The 23,864-nt window shown below is 48.7% G+C and carries 26 protein-coding genes; 12 read left to right on the plus strand and 14 right to left on the minus strand.

The features are described 5' to 3' along the window. Window positions 1–36: 36 nt before the first annotated feature. Both H6G46_RS08635 and fabG read right to left on the minus strand, forming a co-directional pair. A complete protein-coding gene (locus H6G46_RS08635) occupies window positions 37–846 on the minus strand; it encodes an aminotransferase class IV (protein WP_010872245.1) in 810 nt (269 codons plus the stop codon). Further along, entirely contained in the window at window positions 846–1,589 is a 744-nt protein-coding gene (gene fabG / locus H6G46_RS08640) for a 3-oxoacyl-[acyl-carrier-protein] reductase (protein ID WP_010872244.1), read from the minus strand. Before fabG ends, H6G46_RS08635 begins: the two co-directional genes overlap by 1 nt. A gap of 117 nt (window positions 1,590–1,706) precedes the next feature. On the opposite strand from fabG, the gene H6G46_RS08645 reads away from it, so the two are divergent. From H6G46_RS08645 to aat, 3 genes are all read left to right on the plus strand, one after another. Continuing rightward, window positions 1,707–2,999, plus strand: a complete 1,293-nt coding sequence (locus tag H6G46_RS08645; RefSeq protein WP_010872243.1) for an aldo/keto reductase — start codon at window positions 1,707–1,709, stop codon at window positions 2,997–2,999. 105 nt (window positions 3,000–3,104) lie between these two features. Then, window positions 3,105–4,016: a lipoyl synthase gene (gene lipA / locus H6G46_RS08650; protein ID WP_010872242.1), complete on the plus strand. Its 912-nt coding sequence runs from the start codon at window positions 3,105–3,107 to the stop codon at window positions 4,014–4,016. 54 nt (window positions 4,017–4,070) lie between these two features. Next, on the plus strand, window positions 4,071–4,667 hold the full coding sequence (gene aat, locus H6G46_RS08655; RefSeq protein WP_010872241.1) for a leucyl/phenylalanyl-tRNA--protein transferase: 597 nt from the start codon (window positions 4,071–4,073) through the stop codon (window positions 4,665–4,667). A 173-nt stretch (window positions 4,668–4,840) separates the two neighbouring features. On the opposite strand, the gene H6G46_RS08660 is transcribed toward aat, so the two are convergent. Both H6G46_RS08660 and gap read right to left on the minus strand, forming a co-directional pair. Beyond that, window positions 4,841–5,416 (minus strand): Uma2 family endonuclease, encoded by a 576-nt coding sequence (locus H6G46_RS08660; protein ID WP_010872240.1) that lies wholly within the window; start codon window positions 5,414–5,416, stop codon window positions 4,841–4,843. A 623-nt stretch (window positions 5,417–6,039) separates the two neighbouring features. Continuing rightward, window positions 6,040–7,059: a type I glyceraldehyde-3-phosphate dehydrogenase gene (gene gap / locus H6G46_RS08665; RefSeq protein WP_014407094.1), complete on the minus strand. Its 1,020-nt coding sequence runs from the start codon at window positions 7,057–7,059 to the stop codon at window positions 6,040–6,042. A 32-nt stretch (window positions 7,060–7,091) separates the two neighbouring features. On the opposite strand from gap, the gene H6G46_RS08670 reads away from it, so the two are divergent. Together H6G46_RS08670 and H6G46_RS08675 are read left to right on the plus strand one after the other, a co-directional pair. Further along, window positions 7,092–7,271: a hypothetical protein gene (locus H6G46_RS08670; protein WP_041428172.1), complete on the plus strand. Its 180-nt coding sequence runs from the start codon at window positions 7,092–7,094 to the stop codon at window positions 7,269–7,271. A gap of 148 nt (window positions 7,272–7,419) precedes the next feature. Continuing rightward, window positions 7,420–7,848 carry an Npun_F0494 family protein gene (locus tag H6G46_RS08675; RefSeq protein ID WP_010872238.1) on the plus strand — a complete coding sequence of 143 codons (429 nt, stop codon included), beginning with the start codon at window positions 7,420–7,422 and terminating at the stop codon, window positions 7,846–7,848. Between the two features lie 116 nt (window positions 7,849–7,964). Here the strand turns inward: H6G46_RS08675 and H6G46_RS08680 are convergent, their stop codons facing one another. Then, complete coding sequence (locus H6G46_RS08680; protein ID WP_010872237.1) at window positions 7,965–9,410, minus strand: LCP family protein; 1,446 nt, start codon at window positions 9,408–9,410, stop codon at window positions 7,965–7,967. Between the two features lie 320 nt (window positions 9,411–9,730). Between H6G46_RS08680 and H6G46_RS08685 the strand changes: the two genes are divergently transcribed. Next, window positions 9,731–9,880: a hypothetical protein gene (locus H6G46_RS08685; RefSeq protein ID WP_158299072.1), complete on the plus strand. Its 150-nt coding sequence runs from the start codon at window positions 9,731–9,733 to the stop codon at window positions 9,878–9,880. A 26-nt stretch (window positions 9,881–9,906) separates the two neighbouring features. Here the strand turns inward: H6G46_RS08685 and H6G46_RS08690 are convergent, their stop codons facing one another. Next, a complete protein-coding gene (locus H6G46_RS08690; RefSeq protein ID WP_010872236.1) occupies window positions 9,907–11,091 on the minus strand; it encodes an LptF/LptG family permease in 1,185 nt (394 codons plus the stop codon). A gap of 252 nt (window positions 11,092–11,343) precedes the next feature. Between H6G46_RS08690 and H6G46_RS08695 the strand changes: the two genes are divergently transcribed. Then, window positions 11,344–11,637 carry a hypothetical protein gene (locus H6G46_RS08695; protein WP_242018591.1) on the plus strand — a complete coding sequence of 98 codons (294 nt, stop codon included), beginning with the start codon at window positions 11,344–11,346 and terminating at the stop codon, window positions 11,635–11,637. 88 nt (window positions 11,638–11,725) lie between these two features. Here H6G46_RS08695 and H6G46_RS08700 read toward each other — a convergent pair whose 3' ends face one another. Further along, entirely contained in the window at window positions 11,726–12,037 is a 312-nt protein-coding gene (locus tag H6G46_RS08700; RefSeq protein WP_010872234.1) for a hypothetical protein, read from the minus strand. Window positions 12,038–12,122: 85 nt separating this feature from the next. Here H6G46_RS08700 and H6G46_RS08705 point away from each other — a divergent pair, with 85 nt between their 5' ends. Both H6G46_RS08705 and nspC read left to right on the plus strand, forming a co-directional pair. Next, on the plus strand, window positions 12,123–12,335 hold the full coding sequence (locus tag H6G46_RS08705; protein WP_010872233.1) for a chlorophyll a/b-binding protein: 213 nt from the start codon (window positions 12,123–12,125) through the stop codon (window positions 12,333–12,335). A gap of 157 nt (window positions 12,336–12,492) precedes the next feature. After that, window positions 12,493–13,641, plus strand: a complete 1,149-nt coding sequence (gene nspC, locus H6G46_RS08710; protein ID WP_020861624.1) for a carboxynorspermidine decarboxylase — start codon at window positions 12,493–12,495, stop codon at window positions 13,639–13,641. Window positions 13,642–13,663: 22 nt separating this feature from the next. Here the strand turns inward: nspC and H6G46_RS08715 are convergent, their stop codons facing one another. The 6 genes from H6G46_RS08715 to H6G46_RS08740 form a co-directional block, all read right to left on the minus strand. Continuing rightward, on the minus strand, window positions 13,664–15,436 hold the full coding sequence (locus H6G46_RS08715; RefSeq protein WP_010872231.1) for an NFACT family protein: 1,773 nt from the start codon (window positions 15,434–15,436) through the stop codon (window positions 13,664–13,666). A gap of 93 nt (window positions 15,437–15,529) precedes the next feature. After that, the gene (gene gcvH, locus H6G46_RS08720; RefSeq protein ID WP_010872230.1) at window positions 15,530–15,928 is read right to left on the minus strand and encodes a glycine cleavage system protein GcvH; all 399 of its coding nucleotides are present in this window, start codon (window positions 15,926–15,928) and stop codon (window positions 15,530–15,532) included. A gap of 97 nt (window positions 15,929–16,025) precedes the next feature. Then, on the minus strand, window positions 16,026–16,922 hold the full coding sequence (locus H6G46_RS08725) for a M23 family metallopeptidase (RefSeq protein WP_223211350.1): 897 nt from the start codon (window positions 16,920–16,922) through the stop codon (window positions 16,026–16,028). A gap of 48 nt (window positions 16,923–16,970) precedes the next feature. After that, window positions 16,971–18,422: an Asp-tRNA(Asn)/Glu-tRNA(Gln) amidotransferase subunit GatA gene (gene gatA / locus H6G46_RS08730; protein ID WP_010872228.1), complete on the minus strand. Its 1,452-nt coding sequence runs from the start codon at window positions 18,420–18,422 to the stop codon at window positions 16,971–16,973. 127 nt (window positions 18,423–18,549) lie between these two features. After that, on the minus strand, window positions 18,550–18,801 hold the full coding sequence (locus tag H6G46_RS08735; protein ID WP_010872227.1) for an RNA-binding protein: 252 nt from the start codon (window positions 18,799–18,801) through the stop codon (window positions 18,550–18,552). A 228-nt stretch (window positions 18,802–19,029) separates the two neighbouring features. Continuing rightward, on the minus strand, window positions 19,030–20,259 hold the full coding sequence (locus H6G46_RS08740; RefSeq protein WP_010872226.1) for an FAD/NAD(P)-binding oxidoreductase: 1,230 nt from the start codon (window positions 20,257–20,259) through the stop codon (window positions 19,030–19,032). Window positions 20,260–20,447: 188 nt separating this feature from the next. On the opposite strand from H6G46_RS08740, the gene H6G46_RS08745 reads away from it, so the two are divergent. Both H6G46_RS08745 and ruvA read left to right on the plus strand, forming a co-directional pair. After that, a complete protein-coding gene (locus tag H6G46_RS08745) occupies window positions 20,448–21,224 on the plus strand; it encodes a TIGR00297 family protein (protein ID WP_010872225.1) in 777 nt (258 codons plus the stop codon). Between the two features lie 14 nt (window positions 21,225–21,238). Continuing rightward, window positions 21,239–21,874, plus strand: a complete 636-nt coding sequence (gene ruvA, locus H6G46_RS08750) for a Holliday junction branch migration protein RuvA (RefSeq protein WP_010872224.1) — start codon at window positions 21,239–21,241, stop codon at window positions 21,872–21,874. Window positions 21,875–21,890: 16 nt separating this feature from the next. Here ruvA and mscL read toward each other — a convergent pair whose 3' ends face one another. Continuing rightward, a complete protein-coding gene (gene mscL, locus H6G46_RS08755) occupies window positions 21,891–22,328 on the minus strand; it encodes a large conductance mechanosensitive channel protein MscL (RefSeq protein WP_010872223.1) in 438 nt (145 codons plus the stop codon). Window positions 22,329–22,454: 126 nt separating this feature from the next. On the opposite strand from mscL, the gene H6G46_RS08760 reads away from it, so the two are divergent. Further along, a complete protein-coding gene (locus H6G46_RS08760; RefSeq protein ID WP_010872222.1) occupies window positions 22,455–23,825 on the plus strand; it encodes an AAA-like domain-containing protein in 1,371 nt (456 codons plus the stop codon). Window positions 23,826–23,864 lie beyond the last annotated feature (39 nt).

Raw genomic sequence — 23,864 nt, forward strand, 5'->3', positions numbered from 1 at the left:
TTCGTAATTTTTGTTTACGTTGTCTTGAGTAAAAATTCAGCAATTCGTTACCCAATACCTAGCTAATAGGTAATATTCCCTACTCCGGGCAGAAGCAAAATTCAACCATGGTTGCCCTTTCTCTCCCACCTGATTGATGGGGACAATTTCGACGCCGCTATTGCAGTAGGCCAACCCCTGAAAGGTACGGACCAAATCCTTTGACCACCGATCGCCGTGGATAGTTACGCCCTGATTCTCCAACCATGTCCGCAAATAGTGGAGAGTAATGCCTGGTAATTGTTGTCCTGTTAAAAGGGGCGTAAAAAATTCACCGTCCCGCCAACCCCAAAGATTACCCGTCGCGGTTTCCAACCAATGGCCATTAATATCGGTCAAAATGGCTTCCTGGGCATTATTTTCCTGGGCAATACGTTGGGCCAACCAAGGGGCTAAATAATTGCCCGTTTTCAATTCTGCGAGGGAACGTTGGTAACGACCGGGGGGCATCAACCAAGCTTTAATGCCTAATTGTTGCCTTTGTTGCAAATCCTCAGTCAATTCCCGCCCCGTAATTAATACTTGACCAGAAGGAAAACAGATTACACGCAGGATCGGGTAATGCTGACTCAAATGCCGAGCCGCTTGCTCTATCTGTTCCCAATCCGGTGCAGGCCATTGCAGGGCAAATAAACTCTGCTGTAGGCGATCGCCATGGTCAGCCCAGTGAGTGAGGGGATGGTCGAGCCATTGTTGGTAAACCCTCAGGGTGGTAAACACCGTCGCCCCATACAACAACCCCGGATCGTTAACTGGTAAAGAGATTACCTCCTGCTCAAACCATTGTCCATCCCACCAGTACAACATTAGAACATTACCATGCCGCCATCCACATTAAATGTTTGTCCCGTGATATAGGCCGCTGCTGGATCTGTGGCTAAAAAACGGATGGTGCCCGCCACTTCCTCCGGTTGACCATAGCGAGCCAGGGGAATAAATTGCAAAATTGGCTCTGCATTGAGATTTTCCGTCATATCCGTGGCAATGAAACCAGGAGCTACGGCATTGACAGTTACCCCCCGACTGGCCAACTCTTTGGCAACGGTTTTAGTAAAACCAATTACCCCAGCCTTAGCGGCGCTGTAGTTAGCTTGCCCCGGATTCCCCATCATGCCCGCTACAGAAGTGATGTTAATGATACGCCCACTTTTTTGCTTGAGCATTAACTTAGACACCGCTTTGGTGCAAAGAAACACCCCGGTTAAATTCAAGTCAATGACCGCTTGCCAATCTTCCAGTTTCATTCTCAACAACAGCGTATCCCTGGTAATGCCAGCATTGTTCACTAACACATCGATGCGACTAAATTTATCCAGCGTGGTTTTAATCAGTTGATCCACTTCGTCAGCATTAGCCACATTGGCCTGCACGGCGATCGCCTCTCCCCCGTTGGCAATAATTTCCGCTACCACAGCATCGGCGGCCGTACTGGATTGAGCATAGTTCACTACCACTTTCATGCCCGTGGCGGCCAGGGCCAAAGCCGTCGCTTTACCAATACCCCGGGATGCCCCCGTTACCAATGCCACCTGTGCCGTTAATGCCGTCATAAACTGTTCTCCTATAGGGACGTAATCAGCAGCCAATCAGCCATTACGCCGTAATTTCACAATGCAAACCGAGTTTTATTTTAAGGGCTTTGCGTATCCGTCGAGGAACTTACCTGGGTGCCCAGGGGGCTTTGGGTTACCCTAAAAAATAATCAAGCAATGACATTTCCCGATCGCAGTTCCGCAAATTTCCCCAACCCTATGCTTTATCGACGTTTTGGCCGTACTGAATTGTCCATGCCGGTTTTTTCCTGTGGGGGCATGCGCTATCAGTTCCAATGGCAGGATGCGCCCTTTGCCCAGGTTCCCAAGGATAACCAACACAATTTGCAAAGTACCATTGAGCGTTCCCTGGAGTTGGGCATTAACCACATTGAAACAGCTAGGGGTTATGGCACTTCCGAAATGCAGTTGGGAAAAATTTTGCCCCGGTTACCCAGGGAAACATTGATTGTGCAAACAAAAGTTAGTCCCAAGGATGACCCCAAGGAATTTCGTCGGGAGTTTGATAAATCTTTGGGCTATTTAAATCTGGAATATGTCGATTTGTTGGGTATCCACGGCATTAATAACCGGGAAACCCTAGAGCAAAGTTTACGCCCCGGCGGTTGTTTGGATGTTTGTCGGCAGTTACAAAGGGAAGGCCGAGTGCGTTTCGTGGGTTTTTCCACCCATGGTCCCACCGCCATCATTACCGAAGCCATTAATTCCGGGGAATTTGATTACGTCAACCTCCACTGGTACTACATTTTTCAAGATAATTGGCCGGCGATCGCCGCTGCGACAGCCCAGGATATGGGGGTCTTTATTATTAGCCCGTCCGATAAAGGGGGACAACTCTATAACCCGCCCGAAAAGCTAGTGAATTTATGCCAACCCCTCAGCCCGATCATATTTAATAATCTTTTCTGTTTATCCCATCCCCAGGTACATACCCTCAGCATTGGCGCATCGCGGCCGGCGGACTTTGATGAGCATTTAAAAACCTTATCTTATCTAGCGTCAGACCAGGAGACCGAAAAAGTTCTGCAACCAATTTTGGCAAAGCTCCATGGGGCCATGGTGGAAGCTTTAGGAGAAGATTGGGTCAACAGTTGGCGCATCGGCTTACCCAGCCCGGAGCAGACCCCTGGGGAAATCAATATCCCTAAAATTCTCTGGCTTTATAATCTTTGCCAAAGCTTCGACCTGGTGGAGTACAGCAAAATGCGCTACAACCTGTTGGGCAATGGCGGCCATTGGTTCCCCGGCCAACCGGCCAGCAACTTTGATCGACAACAGCTCTGGCAATGTTTAGCCCCCAGTCCCCATCGGCAGAAGGTGTTGGAAGTTTTACAGGAAACGGATCGTTTGCTTAAAGGAGAAACGGTGCAAAGATTGTCCCGTCAAGAGGTGGCCAAAACTAGCTAGTGGTGCTGGGAAAAATTGTTAATGTTTTGGTGTGTCGACCAATACTACCCACGGCGATCGCCATGACTTCCAGTCCGATTTAATAAGATTGACCTATTTTGCCCTGTGCCCCAACAATCATTTATGAATGGCTCTTCCTTGCCCCGTGAGTTCCCCCCACGCTTACCCAGTTGGTTGAAACGGCCCATTGGTAGAGCTAGTGAATTATCTACGGTTCAGCAGATTATTAAACAGCGCCAAATTCATACCATTTGCGAAGAAGGCCGCTGTCCCAATCGGGGGGAATGTTACGCCAACCGAACGGCAACTTTTTTATTAATGGGTCAAATTTGTACTAGGGCATGTGGTTTTTGTCAGGTGGAAAAGGGCCAGGCTCCCATGATGTTGGATCAGGATGAGCCGAGAAAAGTAGCGGAAGCAGTGCAATTGTTGGGTCTAAAATATGTGGTATTAACTTCCGTTGCTAGGGATGATTTAACCGATGGCGGTGCAGGCTGGTTTGTAGCGGTAATGGAGCGTATTCGCCAGGATAATCCTGCTACTCAAATAGAGGTTTTAACACCGGATTTTTGGGGCGGTATGGGTAGGGAAAGAAGCCAAAAAGAGCGAGTACTGACGGTGACTAAAGCCAAACCGGTTTGCTATAACCACAACTTGGAAACGGTGGCTAGATTACAGGGTAAAGTACGACGGGGGGCAAAATATCAACGCTCCTTAGATGTGTTGCGCTGGATAAAGGAATTTGATCCCGACATTTTCACCAAATCTGGGTTGATGTTGGGCCACGGGGAAACGGTGGATGAAGTGGTGGAAACCCTCAAGGATTTGCGCTCTGTAGGTTGCGATCGCCTGACGTTGGGACAATATATGCAACCATCCCTAGACCATCTGCCCGTGCAAAAATATTGGACTCCAGAGGAGTTTGATCAGTTGGGGGAAATTGCCAAGGATTTGGGTTTTAGCCATGTGCGATCAGGACCATTGGTGCGGAGTTCCTACCATGCCGGGGAAGATTAGCAAAAATAATGATTGACTCCCAGGAATTACCAGGCAATTGCGAGGAAATGAAGGGTGAAAATTGATGTTGACTATGCCATTGCTCAATATGCCCAGGGTCTATTTTTAATGGCCGACGACCGCCATGGATTGGGCTGGTATTCCAGCGATCGCCATGCCCTAATTCCCCTGGATGATCAATTTCGTTATCCCAAATCTTTGCAACGGGTGCTCAATCAAAATCGTTTCCAAGTCAAAATTAATCAAGCTTTCACCGCCGTTTGTGAAGGGTGTGCCGCTCGCCCTGAAACTTGGATTTCTCAAGAATTAATTGAGGTTTACCATACTTTTCATGTGGCTGGTTGGGCCCACAGCTTTGAAACTTGGCATGGCGATCGCCTAGCAGGGGGAATTTTAGGCATTGCCATCCGGGGGGCTTTCATTGGAGAATCGATGTTTTATACCATTCCTGAAGCTTCCAAAGTTGCCATGGTTAAACTGGTGCAACATCTACGACAACGGAGCTATCAATTATTTGATGCCCAGCTACAAAATCCCCATCTAAAACGGTTTGGTGCCTACGAAGTGGAAGAAAAGGCCTATAAAAAGCAATTAGAAAAAGCGCTCAATTATCGTTGTCACTTTACTTCTGAACCTGATCTTTATGATTAGATTATTAGTTTAGTTGTTTGATATTTTATCTTTCATAAAGGAACGATACTTCCTCCTACTCATAATTGATTCAATACTAGTCTGAACCTGACGAATAAAAATAGGTCTATGTAGTTGAAATCGATTTTCTTAAGCTTTTTTCTGAAAATCTTTTGAGTTGGGTAATGAAAAAATTATTCCCATAACCAGTCAATTTCTAAAACAAAGTTCAGTAAAATGTTCTCTCCTAATAATTGATTGGGTTTAACCAAGATTTCTTTGGGCAGATTACTGCGATAAACTTCCACTCGTTGACCTTGGGGGTCAATTAACCAACCTAGGCATAATCCAGAAGCTAAATATTCTTCCATTTTGGCTTGAGTTGCAGTTAAGGTATCGCTGGGAGAAAGTAGCTCCAACACAAAATCTGGGCAAATGGGTGGAAATTTTTCTCTTTCTTCTGTAGATAAATCCAGCCAACGTTCTTTTTTGACCCAAGATATATCCGGCGATCGCCGTCCCCCTTGGGGGAGCTGAAAACAAGTGGAGGAATCAAAAACAAAACCCAATTTATGTTTTCGGTTCCAGATAATAAAATCGCCAATTAGTTCTGCATTTTTGCGACCAGTTTCGCCACCCGTGGGGGACATAATCAGCAATTCTCCTTGGGCATTTTCTTCAATGATTAATTCAGGGTTCTGTTGACAGATCTGGAAAAATTTATCTGAATCAATGGCGATCGCCGGCTGTAGTTTAAGGGTAGTTGTCATATTCTCTCCTGGTTACAAAGGTGATGATTATGAGCCGTCTAGCTCCTCCTTTTAAGAGCATGTTTGCAACGTTTTAGTTTGCTTCCTCCATCGACCCACTCCGAGGACCACAGTGCTGGAGGCTTTTTCTCTGGCTTCTCCCAGCTTTGGGAACCGAAGGGCTTTTAAAACACCTCCTAACTGGAGTGCTTTTTCATCCAATATAGCTTCCTCTTTTTCAGGGTTTAGGAACAACTTCCTGATAACCTAGTTAAACTTTAGCCCATGGCAAGCAAACCATTTCCCCGAAAATGGTGAAAAATCAAAAATCTCCGTTACCATGCCCATAGGGTTTGTCCCTCACTTGGGCTAGTGGCCCAGGCATTGTGAGTTTTTTGAATTAGTGGAATTTTTACCATGACCGCCGATCAACTGTTGATGTTAGTTGTCCTCCTTGTCCCTGGTATTTTGCTATCCGCCCTAGTGATGGGTAGTTTTGCTAAAGGGGGTTAACTAAACATAAATAAAGTTACCGGGATTACTTTATTACCCCGGTAAATCTAGACTAACTGAGACAAGTCATAGGCTGTTGGACGATGACTGCTCTGATTTTCCTGGGCTTGATAACTTAACAAATACCAAACCTAGACCAAACCGTCTTTGCTCGCCATGGTCAACATTAAGTCAATGACCCTACAGGAATAGCCCCATTCGTTATCGTACCAAGAAACTACTTTAAAAAAGTTGCTGTTCAGACCAATGCCGGCCCCGGCGTCGAAAATACTGGAGCGAGGATCGGTACGGAAATCCATGGACACCACATCATCTGCTGTGTAGCCCAAAATTCCTTTAAGTTCCCCCTCGGCGGCGGTTTTCATGGCAGCACAAATTTCTTCGTAACTCGTGGCTTTTTCCGTTTTAAAAGTTAGATCCACCACAGACACGTTGGGGGTGGGGACCCGGAAGGCCATGCCGGTTAATTTACCTTTTAACTGCGGTAGCACTAAAGCCGCTGCCTTAGCCGCTCCGGTGGATGAGGGAATAATGTTTTGGGCTGCCCCCCTACCTCCCCGAAAATCTTTTTTGCTCGGGCCATCGACGGTGGGCTGGGTGGCGGTCATGGCGTGGACTGTGGTCATCAATCCTTCCACAATGCCGAAATTATCGTCTAATATTTTGGCGATCGGAGCCAGGCAATTGGTGGTGCAACTGGCATTGGAAACAATTTTGTCAGTGTCGGCGTTGTAGTTGAGATGGTTCACCCCCACCACAAAGGTGGGAATTTTTTCGGGATCCTTACTGGGAGCGGAAATAATTACCCGTTTGGCACCGGCTTTGAGATGGTTTTCAGCGGTGGCGTAGGTGGTAAATAGACCCGTGGATTCTACGACGTAATCCGCCCCTAGATCTCCCCAGGGTAATTGGGCCGGGTCCCGTTGGGAAAAACAAGGGATAAATTGGTCGTCAATGACAATGCCCTCTTCCTTGGCTACCACGGTGCCACCGTAGGAACCATGGGTGGAATCGTATTTAAACAAATAGGCCAGGTTAGAGGCTGGAACGAGGTCATTGATGCCCACTAGGGTCACTTGGGGATTGGCCATGGCGATGCGGGCCACAAGACGACCAATGCGGCCAAAGCCGTTGATGCCGATTTTTAACATTGAAAAACTCCTGGGGAATAAATAGCAAAAAAATGACCCGGTCACACCAGGACATCCGACTTGCCCTAACGTTAACCCAGCTCCTTGGCCGCAGGATTAGGGAGAATGGGAAAAAATACTTAAATCTTTCCTTGGCGATCGCCGTGGTTACCTGGGGAATAATTGGCAACAATGGTCGGATTTGGGCACAATGGGTAAATACGACCAAATAAGGCCAGGCAGAAGGATTTTGAATACTAGATTGTGGGTTGTGATATGTCCAGATTCTTTGACCGTTCTTAATTTTTTCCCGATACTGTATAGTCTTACCCGCCGATAAATCGCCTCTGTAAACTGCTAAATTTTTGACTTAATTTCGCCATGAACACTTTTTTGGCATCCCCTAAAGCATTAGCTGGTTACACTGCCCACACCTACAATCGGGCCCAAAGAGCTTTCCAGTGTTGTCCCTTTTATTTGAACTTATTTCGGGCTATGGCCCAAGCCAGTGTGCCCCTACCAACGATCGCCGGGGCTGGGGGAGTTGAGCAAGGTTTTTGTGGGCAAGCATTAACAGAAAATCGGGTGGAGCGGGAATTGATGTGGCTCATTCAGGTGGGGCTATTGCGACGGGAAGTGGACGGCCAGGGAATTACGGACAGTTTTCGCCTGACACCTTTGGCTAAGCAAATCCTCGCTCAATATCCCGGAGAGCAAAGGCAATTTCCATCCCCTTCCCTTTTAGATCGTTTACAAAATCGGTTGGCCCGCTGGCTGGCTCCCCTTGCGACCCTGTTGGTCCGGGGCTAATCTCAGTTCTTCTAGATTGATCTTCAGGCAAAATTAAATAGACAGAATATCCCAAGCTTCCCTGAAGCCAACCTCAATGGCGATCGAGTAGAAGAAAAAACCAAAAATCTGGAACATCAAAATTGAGGGGTGGAGTCGTCCACCGGGGTAGATTCCTTGAGCCATTGGTCAAGGTCCATGCCCACTTGAATAGTTAAATCCGAGCCTAGGTCGCCGACGGAGGAAGCTTCCACCACTCCTCCCCCCAAGGTTTGCCGCAGATAATGGGCTCCATCTAAGTCCCCCCGCTGTACCAGAATTTTTGTCTCTGCTAATAGTTGCGGGGATTCCGATGTTTCATAAAAATTGCGGAAGTCCTTGGATTGTAAATATTCCTTCACCCGTTCCAGGGCCTGGGGATCGTCAGTGGCATTTTGCAGGGCAATGCGTAAACTTTCCGGCGATCGCCCGGGAGTTTCAGCCCAAGTGGGGACTTCTTCAATGACATCAAAGTAGTTCCTGAGCACTTGCCTTTTGCCGACATCGGACATCACCCAATAGCTACGGCCATCAAATTCCGCCGGTTGGCTAAACCGCCCCGGTAACATTACCATTTGCACTTCCTGGCGATCAAGTTGACGCCCAAAATTAACCAGGGCCAGAATTTCCTCCATGGTTAAATTTGTGTCCACAGTTTTCTGCATAATGCCAATGGCCTTGGGAATGCGGGTGATCATACTGGGATGGCTAAGGCGATTTTGCAGGGCTTTGAGCAGGGTTTCCTGCCGTTGTACCCGGCCAATATCCCCATTGGCGTCGTAGCGAAAACGGACAAATTGTTCTGCCTGTTGCCCATTCAGGGTTTGCAGTCCGGCGGGTAAATCGATTAATAACTGCTGGGTTTTATCTTCGTAAAACATGGGCCGGGGTACAAACACTTCCACTCCCCCCACTAAATCCACCAATTCCTGTAATGCGTCGGTGGTGACTCTGACGTAACGGTCGATGGGGACTTCCCCCAAGTTACGGTTGATTACCCTTGCCGCCAACTGCGGGCCCCCATAGGCATTGGCATCGTTGATTTTGGTATAGCCCACATCGGGAATGAAAACCCTGGTATCCCGGGGAATGGAAAGTAATTTCAAACCATTTTCCCTCGGATCGAATCGTACCAATAGCATGGTGTCACTGCGGCCACCAAACTCATCCACATTGGGTTCTTCCTCTGTGGGTTCTACCCGGTCAATGCCCATCACCAAAATGTTGACAGGACGACTGATGTGATAGGGAAATAGATCTGCCTGACCGGCTTCTACTCCGGCCGACTGCCCCGGTATAACCTGCTGAACTAGCCCCTTTGGCCCAGGGGTAAAAAAGCCGATGCCCACCCCGGCGATCGCCGCTACAGTGGCAGTCAAAGTCACTAACCCCCCCCAAACCAAGCCCTTGCCTAGGGGAAGAAAACCCCTTTTGGGCCGGGGACGACCCCCGGGGGAACCAGTGCCATTGTTGGGTCGGTAATGGGAGCGAACCTTGACGGTGCTGGAGGACTGCAACGAACCAGACTCGGTACTATTCGCCATACAACCTCAACACCACACTGATTTTGGTAAACAAGCTGAAACTCAACCTATACAGATAACACCAAAGAGTCGATTGTTCCACCGATCTGCGCCGGATAGCAACGACCCCAGGACAGATTATTAAGTATTTTTGCCTAACAAAACGGTGGGTAAAGTTACCATTTTTATTCATCCCCCCAGGCAATCGCCCTGGTACCCTGGTTGACCTGGAGAGGGAGGGGAGGGGTTAATCGGAACATTGTCACAAAAGTTTGTGTTTTTTCATCGAAAAAATAGTATAATGCCTTCGCTTGATAAAACCCTTTATAAAAAACAACTCCATGAGCAAATCTGCCGTTCTTGCCAAACCCGCTGGCGATCGCCAAAAACAGGTTTACGCAACTCCCCAACAAGTGCAATACCTCTATTTAGAAGCGGAATTGGACGTACTCCTGCGTCAGCTCCAGACCTGTGGCAATAAGGACAACTAGAACTGGCAACGGGCATCGGCACAACTTCAACGCAGGCGGGAAGATTGCACCAGCAGAATAGTGCCCGCAATTAACCCCAGGAAATTAGGCAGCCAAGCGGCGGTGAACGGATCCAGGGCTCCCCAAATCCCCATAGACTCGCTTAAAAAAGAGAGTAGGTAATAGAAGAAAATTAAGCCCACACAGATGCCAAAGCTAGTAGCTTTGTTGGTATTCTGTGGCCGTACTCCGATCGCCGCCCCGATTAAACCAAAGACAAAGCAAACAAAGGGCAGAGCGTATTTCTTTTGGATGCGGACTTCTAGTTTGCGTACTTTCTTGTCGTCCCCGCTTAACCGTAGTACTTCCAGGTAACGGCGGGATTGGGCAATGGTCATCTCACCATCCTTCCGTTCCTGGCTAGCTAAATCCAGAGGGGCCCGGGGCAACGCCAATTGTTGGTGGCGAAAGCGGACAATATTGCGGTAGGAACCGTCGGGGGCAATGAGATACACGGTGCCATCGTAGAAATCCCAAGTATTTTCAGAAATATTCCAACTGGCCCTTTCCGCTGTTAGTACTTGGTTAACGCCGCTCTGGGTTCGATCAAGGATTGTTAGCCCCTTCATTTCACTACCGTTGAATTCTTCGGCATAGAACAAGCGCTTCAAAATATTTTTCTCGTTGCCGTCCGGTTGTCGCACCATGCCGTATTCCGGATAAATAATATTTTGCTCTTGACGGGGGGGGCGATCTTGATGGATGGCCCGGTCTAGGGTAGCTAACGCTTCATAACTAGCGGCGGGGGTAATACGGTCATTGAAAACAAAGGCAATGCCCGTAACTACTATGCCAAACAGTAGGGCAGGCACCACCAGGCGATAGATGCTAACCCCAATGCTACGCAGAGCAATTAATTCACTGTCGCTGGAAAGACGGCTATAGGCCATCAAGCTGGCCAACAACATTGACATGGGAAAGGCCAGCACCACAAACTCCGGCATTTTCAAGAACAGGATCTTCACCGCAATATCCATGGGAAGGCCTGATTCCGTTACCCGCCGCACCAGGTCAAAGAGGGTGCCAATGGACAAAGCCAGGGAGGTGAACATGCCCATGCCGAAAATGAAGGGCAGAAACAGTTCCACAAATAAATACCGATCCATGACGGAAAGGCGGGGCAAAGGGAGTTGAAATCTACTTTGTTTGAAGGTGCCAACGGCCATAGTCACAATGGGAGGTTACGACAAGAAAAATCAGTTAATTATCAGTTAATTGGTTGATTGGGATGGGGGAGACCTTACCATACCAAAAATCTCCAGCTAATAAGGGGGAGGGATTGCCAGTTAATCAAGCCAGACTCATTTTCCTGGCTCTGTTTTTCAATGGCTGGGGGCATTTTAAAGACTGGCAATCAGTTTTGCTCAATGGAATTAGAATTGATAATAAATTCCGAAAATCTTGAAAAATCCATGTTACTACCGATGAAATCCATTTTAAAATCCGCCGTCTTGGCACTGGCATGCACATTGACCACCTTTGCTTCTTTTTCTGGCTTATCTGCCCAAACCATGACAGACACTCCGGCTTCTCAAGTTAGTCCTGAAAAGCTGGAAGTACTAGAAAAATTAGGAGCAATTCTTAATGAGCAACAAAAAGGCAAACTTGAAGCCGGTTTAGCCCAAGGCCAAGAAGTCAAAGCCATTTTGCCCACTTTGGATTTGTCTCCCCAGCAAAAAATTCAAGTGCTTAAAGTCTTGGAATCAGTCAAAAAATAGGGAAATTGCCCGGCCTAATTGCTCTAAATCCCAGAGAAGCTGCTAGGGGGAATTATTGGCGGGTTAGTTTCCAGTGCCTGCCATTGCCCTAATAATGGCGATCGCGCTCCAGGTCAAAAATTGCCTTTTCCCAATACCAGTGCTCCGGGCGATCAGGATGTTTGGCCCGTAGATTGGTTACCAGTCTTTCCGCTACCTGGGCATTGCCCGCAATACGAATTAGATCCCGCCGTAACTTACCGGGCACCCTGGGTGATGTTGGGCGGGAAGCTTGGATGGCCTGCTTGAAACCTGATGAATGACGACGGCCTCTGCTCCAGGCAATTTTCCGACCTGATCTACGCCTAGCCCACCAGATCAAGCCCCACAACAGGGCGATCGCCAAAATTAGGGCCAACATTGCCTTGTTCTCCGAAGGTTAGTCACTTCTGTTCTGTTTGAGCCTAACATTATCCTCCCGTTGCCTTTTTCACCACAGACTTGCCATGGGCGCAATACTCTGTTACATTTATTTACATAGACAACCCTCCCAGCTCGTAATTACATTCTTAACCATGAACAACGAAAACTCTAAATTTGGATTCACTGCTTTCGCCGAAAACTGGAATGGTCGCTTGGCCATGATCGGTTTTTCCTCTGCCCTGATCCTCGAGCTTGTCTCTGGGCAAGGTGTACTTCACTTCTTCGGCATTCTGTAATTTTTCCATAGTTCCTAAATTTTTTAGGTTTTCTGGCCTGGGGTACCTGTAGTAAATCTCCCCGGCAACCTCCGTTAATCTCAAGACTTGATTGGGCTACTGTTTTATTGGCAGTAGTCTTTTTTCTTTATCTATAGCTAAAGTGAGCAGTTTTGCGGTGAACATTCTCGAAAACCCCAGGTTATCCAGCCTACCTTCCCCCTGTTTTGTGTTGGAAGAGGAATTGTTACAACAAAATTTGGCGATTTTCGAACGGTTGCAGCAATCCGCCCCGATTGAGGTGATGTTGGCCTTGAAAGGTTTTGCCCTCTTTCCTTGTTTTCCCTGGTTGCGGTCAGGGTTAGCAGGGGCGTCGGCCAGTTCCCTCTGGGAAGCACGACTGGCGGCGGAGGAATTTGGCAAAGAAGTGCACGTTTATGCCCCCACCTATCGCCCCGATGATTTGCCAGCCATTATTCCCTTGGCTAGCCACATTACCTTTAACTCCTTGGGACAATGGCATCGTTATCGGGAATCGTTGAAAAATACCGCGGTAAAAGCAGGTTTACGCATTAACCCGGAATATTCCCCCGTGCAGACCGATCTTTATAATCCCTGTGTGTCCGGTTCCCGGTTGGGGGTGCAAGCGGCAATGTTGGCGGGTAATTTACCGTCGGGCATTACGGGCTTTCTCTCCCACAACCTTTGTGAGAGCGATCATTTAGCTTTGGAAAAAACCCTAGGGCAGATCGAAAAATTATTTGGCGAGTATTTGCCCCAAATTGAATGGTTAAACCTAGGCGGCGGCCATTTAATGACCAGCCAAGGCTACGACATGGACTATGCCATTGCAGTAATTGGGGAATTCCACCAACGCCATCCCCATCTGCGGTTGATTATGGAGCCGGGGTCGGCGATCGCCTGGCAGACAGGATTTTTACTTAGTACGGTGGAGGATCTGATCGAAACACCGGAATTTACCCATGCCATGCTCGATGTTTCCTTCACGGCCCATATGCCTGACTGCTTGGAAATGCCCTATCGGCCAGAAGTAAGGGGAGCTAGAGTGCCGCAAACGGGAGATACTGTTTATCGCCTGGGGGGTTCCAGTTGCCTCGCGGGGGATTTTCTCGGTGATTATGCCTTTGATCAACCTTTACAGGTGGGAGATCGCCTAATTTTTGAAGACATGATGCACTACACCATGGTCAAAACCACTACCTTTAATGGAGTCCACCATCCCGCCATTGGTTGTCTGCGGCGATCGGGGGAATTTGAACTGTGGCGTACCTTTGGTTATGAAGATTATCGCAACCGCTTAGGTTAGCGAACCATTGGGGTCGTCAAAATCAATTGTGGGTCAACTTTGGATTAACCGCTCCAGGTTTGCCCCAAATAACCGTTTCCTGTTGATAAACCACCATGCCCGGTTTACTACCCTTGGGTTTAAAGACATATTTAGGCTGGGTATAGACCACCGGTACCTGTTCTTCCTCCCGGCCTCGGCTGTAGTAGGCCGCCCAATCCGCTGCTGATTGCAAATCCTGATCTTCGGCGATCGCCCCTGGGGGTAATCGGAGTAACACATGACTGCCGGCAATTTCCTGGGCATGGAACCACAGGTCATACTCGGTGGCAACCCGAAAACTAAGGTAATCATTTTGGCGATTATTACGGCCAATCCAGAGGGGAAAACCGGAAGGGGTTAGGCTCTGGTGCGGCTCAAAAGTTTCCGCTTCTTTACGGCGGGGGCGGCCATGGCTAAGGGCTAAATAGTTTTGTTCCGCCAACTCATCCCGAATTTCCGTTAACGTTTGCCAATCGGCCAGATCATCAAATTCGGTCAACGCCTGCACACTGGTTTCTACCTGGGTGAGGTAGGCCAACTCCTGCTCCACTTCTGCTAACAAAGGGAGAATGGCCGCCTCTGCCCGGTTTAATTTTTGTTGTTGTTTGTAAAGTCGTTGGGCGTTTTGGATTAGGGTTTTATCCGGCTGCAGGGAAATGGTAACGGGAGATTGGTCGTCAAAGTCCGGTAGGGTGATGGAGCTTAACCCTGGTTGCCCCTGGTGGAGATAGGCCATCAACAGATCCGCCTGCCGTTGATATTGCTGGGCATTGGCGGCCGCATTTAACCTTTGTTTAAACGTGTCGGCTTTTTGTTGCAGTTTAGCAATTAGATTATTTAGTTTTTGTTGAATTTGGTGTTGTAATTGCTGGAAATTTTCCCGCCCTAACTCTCTCCGGTAATATTCACTTACCAATTTATTAATGGGGAGCAAAGGGCGATCACCTTCTTCTTGAGTTGGCTTAACGTCATTAACAACAGTGGTTTCTGCCAAGACTATGTAGCCCTGGGGCAAACTTTTTCCCAAAAAATCTAATTTCTCCAGCCTCTGTAGCCAATTTTGCCAAGCAATAAAGATATTTTGCCATTGTTCGTCGGTTAAATCTTGGTTACTGACCTGGGAATCAAGATCCGCTTGGCCTAACAAATTTTTCACCACCATGGGACTAACTCCCCGGTAACTTTTCAGCAGTTGTTTACTTAATAAACCAGGGATTAATTGCACCCTTTCTTGCCAACTACTAAAGCTTTCCGTCAACGAAGGAGGTGTGGCCAATAAAGCCGGTGGAGATTGATAGGGTTGCCCCGTTTGTACCGTTCTAACCCTTGATTGTTGGGAGTTAACTTGGTGGGCGACGGTGATAATTTGCCGTTGGGCATCGGTCAAAATCAGGTTGCTATATTTGCCCATCACCTCCAAAAACAAATGGTATAGAGGTTCATCCCCTGGCCGTTTGGCGATCGCCAGGTCAATGACCCGTTCCCAGGGCTGTAGGGGTTTGAGAGAAATTAAGGCCAGTCCTTTAAGCTGATGCCGCAGTTGATCGCTAAAAGTAAACGTGTCCGGTTCCTGGGGCGGAGGAGGATCTAAACAAATTCTTGCCCCCTGGGGATGCCAAGCTAGGGTTAGCCAACCCCGTCTTTCTAACGTGCGCAGAGCGAGGGATAAACCATGGCGATCATGCTGATAAATCTGTTCGATGCGGGCGGGTAGCCAATCACCTTGGAGTTCAGCAACAATGGCCATCAGGGTAGTGTAATCAACAGCTTGCATAATGATTTCTTGCCCTGACGGCGAAAGTATGAACTGTCACAAAGTATCCATTAGGTGGGAAAAGGATTAACCTCTAACCCCCGCCCAGACTGCCTAATCTCCCGTCTCTAGGGTGGCGCGGTAGTCTCCGGCGGCCATCAATCCTTCTTTGGCATCTTCCACATCATCTAGGCGCACCTTGATCAACCAACCTTCTTCCCCGTAGGGGTCTTGATTGAGCAACTCCGGCTGATCTTCCAAAGCTGAGTTTTTTTCGATCACAGTGCCCGTCACAGGGGAATATAAATCCGAGGCGGCCTTGACCGATTCCACTGCCCCCATGGACTGCTCAAATTCCACTTTGTCCCCTTCTTCGGGTAACTCCACAAAGACAATATCCCCCAGCTCATCCACGGCAAAGGCACTCAGGCCAATGGTGGCCGTTTCCCCATCAAAGCGGACGTACTCGTGGGAATCCAAATAATAGAGATCGTCAGGATGTTCCAGTTCCATGGCAAAACCGCTAAAGGCAACAGCGTTGTTAGTTTACCAAAAATATGGCGGAGGCAGGGGTTGTTCCTGGGTCCACAAAGGACTGAAAATCGTTTAACTATGGGCGGGGTAAATGTAACTTCGGATCCTGGGCCGCCCAACCAACAGGGGATTGAACCCTTACTTCAAAATGAAGATGGGATGAAGCAATATCCGGTCGGCCAGTACTGCCTACATAGCCAATTACAGTACCAGCGGGGACTTTTTCCCCAGGATCCACCGCAAATCGACTCAGATGGGCATAGCGGGTTTGACGGCCATTGCCATGGTCAATGACCACCAGGAAACCATAGGCCCCTTCCTGGCTAACTAAAATCACCTCCCCGGCGGCAGCGGCCATAACGGGGGTATCCAAGGGGGCTAACAGATCTACGCCACTGTGAAAAAAGGCATCTTGCCCCGCGGCCTGATTTTGCCAGCCGTAATCTAGGCCAATTTTGGGAGTTGGTTGAATGGGCCATTGGGCCAAGCCCGTGTAGTTATCCACATTGCTAGGGGCATTTCCCCCCCAACTGATGCCGGGAATAAAGGCACGACTGGGCTTTTCTGTGCAACCGTTGATTTCAAATAAAATATCTGCCCGTAAACCATAGGCCGATGCTAAATCCCGCCAAGTGGCCCCCGCTGGTGCGGAAACAAAACGACCGTTAAAGGGGGGAATCAAAATCGTCTGCCCTGGGGTAACTTGACCACTGGACAACTGATTGTTCACACTGATCAGGGTGGCCGGCACTAGTTGATATTGGGCGGCGATGCTGTCAATGGTTTCCCCAGCTTTCACCACATGGGGAGTCATCCTTTCGGCGATCGGTTCGGGACACAGGTCAGTGAGAGGAACGGTTAACTCCTGGGCGGGGCTACGACCGCAGAAAAAAGGCCCAAGGAGCAGGAACGCCGAGAAAAAGACAATTATTTTCCTTGGCGATCGCCGTGGCGGTTTTGATTGCAGCTTCAATTTCAAAATATTGCTGGACCTGCGGAAAAGCAGCTAAACAATAAAATATTAGGCCGATAAATCCGGTTGGCGATCGTGCCATGTGGTGGCTTGTTCATAGGCATAGCCCACCCGGAATAGCATTTCTTCCCCTAACACATTGCCCACCAATTGCAGGCCAATGGGTAAATTATTGTCGTCAAAGCCACAGGGCACACTCATGGCCGGTAAACCAGCTAAGTTAACTGGAATGGTCATCAAATCGGAGAGATACATGCTGAGGGGATCATCGGTTTTTTCCCCCGCTTTGAAGGCCGTAGTGGGGGCAGTGGGGCAAACCAACACGTCCACTTTGGTAAAGGCTTGATCAAAGTCTTGTTTAATCAGGGTTCTCACCTTTTGGGCTTTGAGGTAATAGGCATCGTAGTAACCGGCGGACAGAGCATAGGTGCCGAGCATAATGCGCCGTTTCACTTCTGCGCCAAAACCCTTGGCTCTGGTGTGGGTGTACATTTCCATCAGATTATCCGCTTCCGCCCGCAGCCCATAGCGCACCGCATCGTAACGGGCCAGGTTAGCTGACGCTTCGGAAGGGGCAATGACATAATAGGCCGCAATACCGGAACGGAACCGGGGACAATGGATTTCCTCAATGGTGGCTCCTAATTCCCGCAGTTTGGCGATCGCCGTTTGCACTGCTTCATTGACCGTATCGTCTAAACCTTCCCCAAAGGCATCCATAATTACCCCCACTTTCACTCCCTTCAAATCTGGCTTCAGGGCTTGGGTGTAATCCGGAATGGGCACATCTAGGCTGGTGGAATCCCTACTATCATGGCCGGCGATCGCCTGGAGCAGAATGGCCGCATCTTCTACCCGGCGGGCAAAGGGACCAATTTGATCCAAAGAGGAAGCATAGGCCACCAAACCAAAACGGGACACTAAACCATAGGTGGGTTTCATGCCCACCACCCCACAGAGGGAAGCAGGCTGACGAATGGAGCCCCCCGTGTCAGACCCCAAAGCAATCAAACATTCATCCGCTGCTACGGCCGCCGCCGATCCCCCAGAAGATCCCCCTGGCACCCTGGTTAAATCCCAAGGATTAGCCGTCACTTGGTAACCGGAATTTTCCGTGGAACTGCCCATGGCAAATTCATCTAGGTTAGTTTTGCCCACCATGACCGCCCCGGCTTTTTGCAACTTCTCCGTCACTGTGGACTCGTAGGGAGGCACAAAACCCCGCAAAATTTGGGAAGCACAGGTGGTAACAATGCCCTTGGTGCAAAGGTTATCTTTAATGCCAATGGGAATGCCTGCCAGTAGACCAATGGGTTCCCCCGCTGCAATCTGGGCGTCAACCTTTTCCGCCTGGGCGATCGCCTGGGGAGCTGTCACCTGCAAAAAGCTTTTCAATCTGTCGTCCACCGCTTCAATCCGCGCCAAACTCGCCTGGGCCACGGCAACAGCGGAAATTTCTTGATCTATTAATTGTTGGTGCAGGGCACGAATAAGCGACATAGGGAAAGAGCCAGATTTACCTCCCCCAGTCTATCAGCAAGCCTGCCTAGCAAAAAAGGAAAGATGACTCAAACACCTTCCCTTCTACAACGAATGAAATCTTAAATTCAGGTAATTAGGCAAAAACTTAACGAGGGGTTCTCGGTCTTGCTTTATTAACTTTGAGATCCCGCCCCATCCATTCGGCTCCATCCAGAGCTTCAATGGCGGCATCTTCTTCCTTATCGGAAGACATTTCAACGAAACCAAAACCCCGCATACGACCGGTCTCCCGATCAGTGGGAAGTTGAACCCGCTTAACAGTGCCATACTCGGAGAAGACAGTCAAAACGTCATCTTCGGTGGCTTGGTAAGAAAGGTTCCCGACATAAATGGACATAAATTAGCTCCAAAACCAGAGAAAAGAAAGAGAGTGGGTTTCGGAGAGAAGCCTGCTAAGCGTAACCATAAACAATGCACTAACACTCATAACAAGTGCGTCTACCGATCCTTAATCTCACTGGCTGATCATAGCACCTGCCGCCAGAATTTGATGGCCAATTTGTCTAGATGTCTTCACAAGGGAAAATTTTAGCCAAAACCCTCCCCAGCGCCCGGTCAACTGACCCTAGGATTTCCCCAACAGGGGCTTCCATTTGTCCGGTTCAAAGGACTCTCCCTTGAGCATCCGATTCCAGTACAGCCAGGGCAAAACATAACGTTTCACTAGCCACATGCTCCACCGCTCCTGGGTGGGGTCAAAGGGAAAACTGGATTTGGGCTGGCCACCATAGTCAAATTCCGCCATGATGGTTTTGCCGTAGCCGGTAACCAGGGGACAACAGGTGTAACCACCGTATTCTGCAGACGGTTTTTTGCTGTTTAACAGACCCAAAAGGTTTGTTGCGACCACAGGAGCTTGTTTCCGCACCGCCGCTGCTGTCCGGGAAGTGGGCAGGGAAGAGGCATCTCCCAAGCTAAATACGTTGTCGTAGCGATTATGTTGCAGGGTGAATTTGTCCACATCGACCCAACCACCGGCCTCTGCGGCCAGGGGACTGTTTTTAATGAAATCCGGGGCGGACATGGGGGGGGTCACATGGATGATGTCGTAGGGTAAAGTCACTTCCGTTTTCCCATTGACAGTGAAAGTGGCTTCTTTCGCGTTGGGGTTAATGGCTTTGAGATTGTGGTGATAGCGTACGTCAATATTTTTCTTTGCCGCCACCTTTTCCAAAGATTCACAGTAGCCGGGAATGCCGAAGATTTTTCCCACTGCCACGCCATAGGTGATGTTGGTTTTCTCCCGCACGCCATTTTTGCGGAAGGTTTCGTCGGCTAAATACATGATTTTTTGCGGCGCTCCGGCACATTTAATCGGGGTGGCCGGAAAAGTGAACAGGGCATTGCCGCCTTTAAAGTTTTGCAACAGTTCCCAGGTGTAGGGGGCATAACGGCGATCGTAGTTGCTGGTGACGCCATTTTTACCGAGGGATTCCTGGAGCCTCGGAATTAGATGCCAATTGATTTGAATGCCGGGACAAACCACCAGATATTCGTAGCTGAGACTACGGCCGTCCTGGAGGGTAAGGCAGTTATTTTCCGGGTCAAAACTGGCCACACTGGCTTTGATCCATTTGGCACCGCTGGGAATGCAATCCTGCTCCGGTTTGATGGTATCTTCCATGGCGAAGGCTCCGCCCCCCACTAGGGTCCAGGCGGGCTGGTAATAGTGTTTATCGCAGGGTTCCACGATCGCCAGATCGAGTTTGGGTTTCTGCTTTAATAATTGGGCCGCCACGGTGATGCCGGCTGCTCCTCCCCCAACAACAATGATTTGATGGTTCAATGCACTCATGGTGTTTGACTAAAATCTGATAATCTCTTTTGCTTCAGACTGTTTTGGCACAGTTCAATCTTTATTCTGCCTTAGGGCCCGACTCCCGGAAAAATTTAATCCCTTTTCCTGGCGATCGTCGTTGGCATAGCTCGATCCTATGATCAACAAATGATCCACCAACCATCGATGCTTCTGGCATTTTTCCCATGGACAATTCCCTGCTCAGCGAAATTTGGCGGCAAAGTCTGGCGTTTCCCTGGCTTAGCGCTGTTATTCTCAACAGTTTTTTACTAGCCCTAGCGGCGATCGCCCCGAAGAAACTGTTAACCCCCTGGGGCTACGGCCATGCCTGGGTGCTGGGGGTGATTATTTGGGCGGCCCTGGGTTGGCGGGGTTATTTGGTGGTTTTAGCCTACTTTTTTGTGGGTTCCGCTGTGACCCGCATTGGCCAAAAAGAAAAAGAAGCGGCGGGCATTGCCGAAAAAAGATCCGGCCAACGGGGCCCGGAAAATGTTTGGGGTTCTGCTTTAACTGCTGCCCTCTGTGCCCTGGCGATCGCCTTTGGGCCGGAACCATGGCAACTCTGGTTAGCATTGGGCTATGTGGCTAGTTTTAGTACTAAGTTATCGGATACTACCGCCAGCGAAGTGGGTAAAGCCTACGGCAAAAACACCTTTTTAATCACCACCCTGCAACCAGTGCCCAGGGGGACGGAAGGAGCGGTAAGTGTAGAAGGCACCTTGGCGGGATTTGCGGCGGGTTTAGCCCTGGCAGTTTTAGGTTACGGCGTAGGTCTAATTTCCTTTGGGGGAATAATTTTTTCTACCCTGGCTGCTTTCATTGCCACCAATCTAGAGAGTGTAATTGGTGCAACTCTGCAAAATAAATGGCCCTGGCTCACCAATGAGGTGGTTAATGGTATCAACACGTTTCTTGGTGCGGCGATCGCCATTGGCATTGAAGCTACGGCCCAGTTGATTTAGATACGAAAATAGTTATGATTCAATTTCTTCAGGGCCAGGTTGTTACAGTCACAAAAAATATTCAGAACCGTTGGTTTTTGATTTTGTCCGTTAATGGGGTGGGTTATGAGTTGCAGGTGCCCCATTCCTTAGCCCAACAATGGACTCCGCCCCCCCCGGAACCCCAACAGGTTTTTACCCACCTCTTGGTACGCCAAGACCAGATCGCTCTTTTTGGTTTTGGCCGCCTGGCAGAAAGGGATTTATTTGGTCAATTAATGGGAGTAACCGGCATTGGGGCCCAGTTGGCGATCGCCCTAATTGAAACGTTGGGCTTGGAAGGCTTAGTGCAAGCGGTGGTAACGGGCAATGTCAAACAATTGTGCCAAACGCCGGGGGTCGGGAAAAAGGGAGCGGAAAGGTTAGCCCTAGAACTAAAAACTAAATTATCCCAATGGCACAAACTACAAATGGGGACCGGGGAAACTGACTCTACTCTGCCCACCACTGCCCTCCTGGAAGACCTGGAAATGACCTTGTTAGCATTGGGTTACACCCAAACGGAAATCCAGCAGGCGATCGCCATGGTCAGTCAAGTTCCAGACGTGGCCCAGAGTGAAGATCCAGAAGTGTGGATCCGCCAGGCGATCGGTTGGTTAAGTGATCACTGAAATGATCTTTAACTATCTATTGGGATGAAGATTGCTGATTTTCCAGTGTGGTAATTAAGCGATTGATGGAATCAGTTAAATTAGTTTGGGCTTCCAGCACCGGATCCGGTTGTGCTTCGGCCACAATTTCTTCCTCCACTGCTTTTTTTCGTTGCATTTTTTCGATAGCTTTAATGATGAGGAAGATTACAAAAGCAATGATTAAAAAGTTAATTATAGCAATAACTAATTCCCCCAAACCCAAGGGTAAATCCTGCAATTGACTGACACCGGCTTGATCCAGTACTGGCTGTAGCAAAACTGCCATTAACCAGGCCACAAAAGCATTGACAATACTGGTGAAAGCTCCACCAATTACTACCGCTACGGCCAGATCTACTACGTTCCCCCGCAGGATGAAATCCTTAAAGTCCCGCCAGAATCCGCCTGCCCCTTGCCTTGCACTTTTAACCATGGGCTTAACTCCTCTTTTGTACTAAAATATTGTTAATTAGTCAGTGGTATCATAGCAGTTTTCAGCGCTACCATTAAACAGGTTGAGCTAAAGCTTAGCCTCTAATTACCGAGACCATATTTGTCGATGAAACCAACTGGTTGGAACCAATTTTTACTGGACATTACCCACGACTACAATCTGCGAGGCAAGCTAAAAGAGGTGTTTTTGGCCCGCTTTGCCTATGAGCATTGGCGTAAGTCCGACCTGGAAGTGTGGGAAATTGCCGAAGCCGCCAGCCATGAAACCTACAAAAAGCAAATGACCCAAATTTATGGAGTTTTTGCCAATGATAAACCAGGGGGTTGTCCAGAATTAGATGCCAGTAGTCGTGGTCCGGGTAAATTTCAATTGTTGCGGGACTGGTTTAAGGAGGTGAAATATCCCCAATGGCAGAGTGAGCAGTTTGCCGTCGGCGTTAATGGCCTTACCCCCGCACTGACGGTTGGTCGTGGCAGTCCCCTGGGGGATAACGTTATCTATGTTCTACGGCTACCCACAGAACAACAATGTCTGGAGGAACTGACCAGGGGGGGAGCCCTCTTGCGCATTAAAGCCCCGGAAAAAATGGGTAAAACTTCCCTTCTACAATTTTTGCTGGCGGAAGTGGAAGCAACGGGCGATCGCCATATTTATCTCAACCTACAAACGGCGGAAAGCGCCATGTTTAGTAGCCTAGATAAATTTTTGCGTTGGTTCTGTGCCAACTTAAGTCGAGAATTGGGCATCAAACCCAATTTAGATGACTATTGGGATGAAGAATTATTTGGCAGTTTAGTTAGTTGTAAAACCTACGTACAGGATTATTTACTTAGTCAAACTGACCGGGCGTTAGTAATGGCCATTGATAACCTAGACCGCTTGTTTGAGTTTCCCGTTATTGCCCAAGACTTCCTGCCCATGTTGCGCTATTGGCATGAAGAAAGTAATAACCTGGCTCAATGGCAAAAGCTACGTTTAATTATTGCTAATTCCACCGAAGCTTACGTCAAACTAGATGCCAACCAATCCCCTTTTAATGTGGGTCGCCAATGGAAATTGACCGGTTTTACCAAAGAACAAATTCTGCAACTTAAAGCCGCCTATGGTTTTGATGACAATCAAATTGAAGAGGAAAATTTATTAACCCTCGGTAAACTGGTGGGGGGCCATCCGTATCTGATTCGTTTGGCCTTGGATGCGGTACAAAAAACCAATGTGGACCTACCAACCATTTTAGCCAACGCCGTCACCCAGAGTGGCATTTATAGCAATCATCTCCGTCGTCTGTGGGGCTTACTGACCGGGGCACCGGACTTAGCCGCTAGCATGAAGCAGGTGGTGAACAGTGAAAATCCAGTGCAATTAGACCCCCCCATTGCCTATCGTTTGGAAAGTATGGGTCTGGTGACCCTTAGTGGTGATCAATGTAGTGCCAGTTGTCCTTTGTACCAACGTTATTTCCATGAGCAATTGTGACGTTTTTTGCCGGCTTGCTGTGGTGGATGTTCAACTTTA

The sequence above is a fragment of the Synechocystis sp. FACHB-908 genome (assembly GCF_014698595.1).
Classification (GTDB): domain Bacteria; phylum Cyanobacteriota; class Cyanobacteriia; order Cyanobacteriales; family Microcystaceae; genus Synechocystis.

Bases quoted from the DNA above. Each gene is read 5' to 3' on its own strand.
- H6G46_RS08680 (WP_010872237.1), bottom strand. From the start codon at position 9,410: ATGGCGAATAGTACCGAGTCTGGTTCGTTGCAGTCCTCCAGCACCGTC.
- H6G46_RS08760 (WP_010872222.1), top strand. From the start codon at position 22,455: ATGAAACCAACTGGTTGGAACCAATTTTTACTGGACATTACCCACGAC.
- H6G46_RS08735 (WP_010872227.1), bottom strand. From the start codon at position 18,801: ATGTCCATTTATGTCGGGAACCTTTCTTACCAAGCCACCGAAGATGAC.
- gap (WP_014407094.1), bottom strand. From the start codon at position 7,059: ATGTTAAAAATCGGCATCAACGGCTTTGGCCGCATTGGTCGTCTTGTG.
- H6G46_RS08715 (WP_010872231.1), bottom strand. From the start codon at position 15,436: ATGCAAGCTGTTGATTACACTACCCTGATGGCCATTGTTGCTGAACTC.
- ruvA (WP_010872224.1), top strand. From the start codon at position 21,239: ATGATTCAATTTCTTCAGGGCCAGGTTGTTACAGTCACAAAAAATATT.
- H6G46_RS08685 (WP_158299072.1), top strand. From the start codon at position 9,731: ATGAGCAAATCTGCCGTTCTTGCCAAACCCGCTGGCGATCGCCAAAAA.
- mscL (WP_010872223.1), bottom strand. From the start codon at position 22,328: ATGGTTAAAAGTGCAAGGCAAGGGGCAGGCGGATTCTGGCGGGACTTT.
- H6G46_RS08635 (WP_010872245.1), bottom strand. From the start codon at position 846: ATGTTGTACTGGTGGGATGGACAATGGTTTGAGCAGGAGGTAATCTCT.
- H6G46_RS08705 (WP_010872233.1), top strand. From the start codon at position 12,123: ATGGGCGCAATACTCTGTTACATTTATTTACATAGACAACCCTCCCAG.
- H6G46_RS08695 (WP_242018591.1), top strand. From the start codon at position 11,344: ATGAAATCCATTTTAAAATCCGCCGTCTTGGCACTGGCATGCACATTG.
- gatA (WP_010872228.1), bottom strand. From the start codon at position 18,422: ATGTCGCTTATTCGTGCCCTGCACCAACAATTAATAGATCAAGAAATT.
- H6G46_RS08745 (WP_010872225.1), top strand. From the start codon at position 20,448: ATGGACAATTCCCTGCTCAGCGAAATTTGGCGGCAAAGTCTGGCGTTT.
- H6G46_RS08660 (WP_010872240.1), bottom strand. From the start codon at position 5,416: ATGACAACTACCCTTAAACTACAGCCGGCGATCGCCATTGATTCAGAT.
- H6G46_RS08740 (WP_010872226.1), bottom strand. From the start codon at position 20,259: ATGAGTGCATTGAACCATCAAATCATTGTTGTTGGGGGAGGAGCAGCC.
- fabG (WP_010872244.1), bottom strand. From the start codon at position 1,589: ATGACGGCATTAACGGCACAGGTGGCATTGGTAACGGGGGCATCCCGG.
- H6G46_RS08700 (WP_010872234.1), bottom strand. From the start codon at position 12,037: ATGTTGGCCCTAATTTTGGCGATCGCCCTGTTGTGGGGCTTGATCTGG.
- H6G46_RS08670 (WP_041428172.1), top strand. From the start codon at position 7,092: ATGACCCGGTCACACCAGGACATCCGACTTGCCCTAACGTTAACCCAG.
- H6G46_RS08675 (WP_010872238.1), top strand. From the start codon at position 7,420: ATGAACACTTTTTTGGCATCCCCTAAAGCATTAGCTGGTTACACTGCC.
- gcvH (WP_010872230.1), bottom strand. From the start codon at position 15,928: ATGGAACTGGAACATCCTGACGATCTCTATTATTTGGATTCCCACGAG.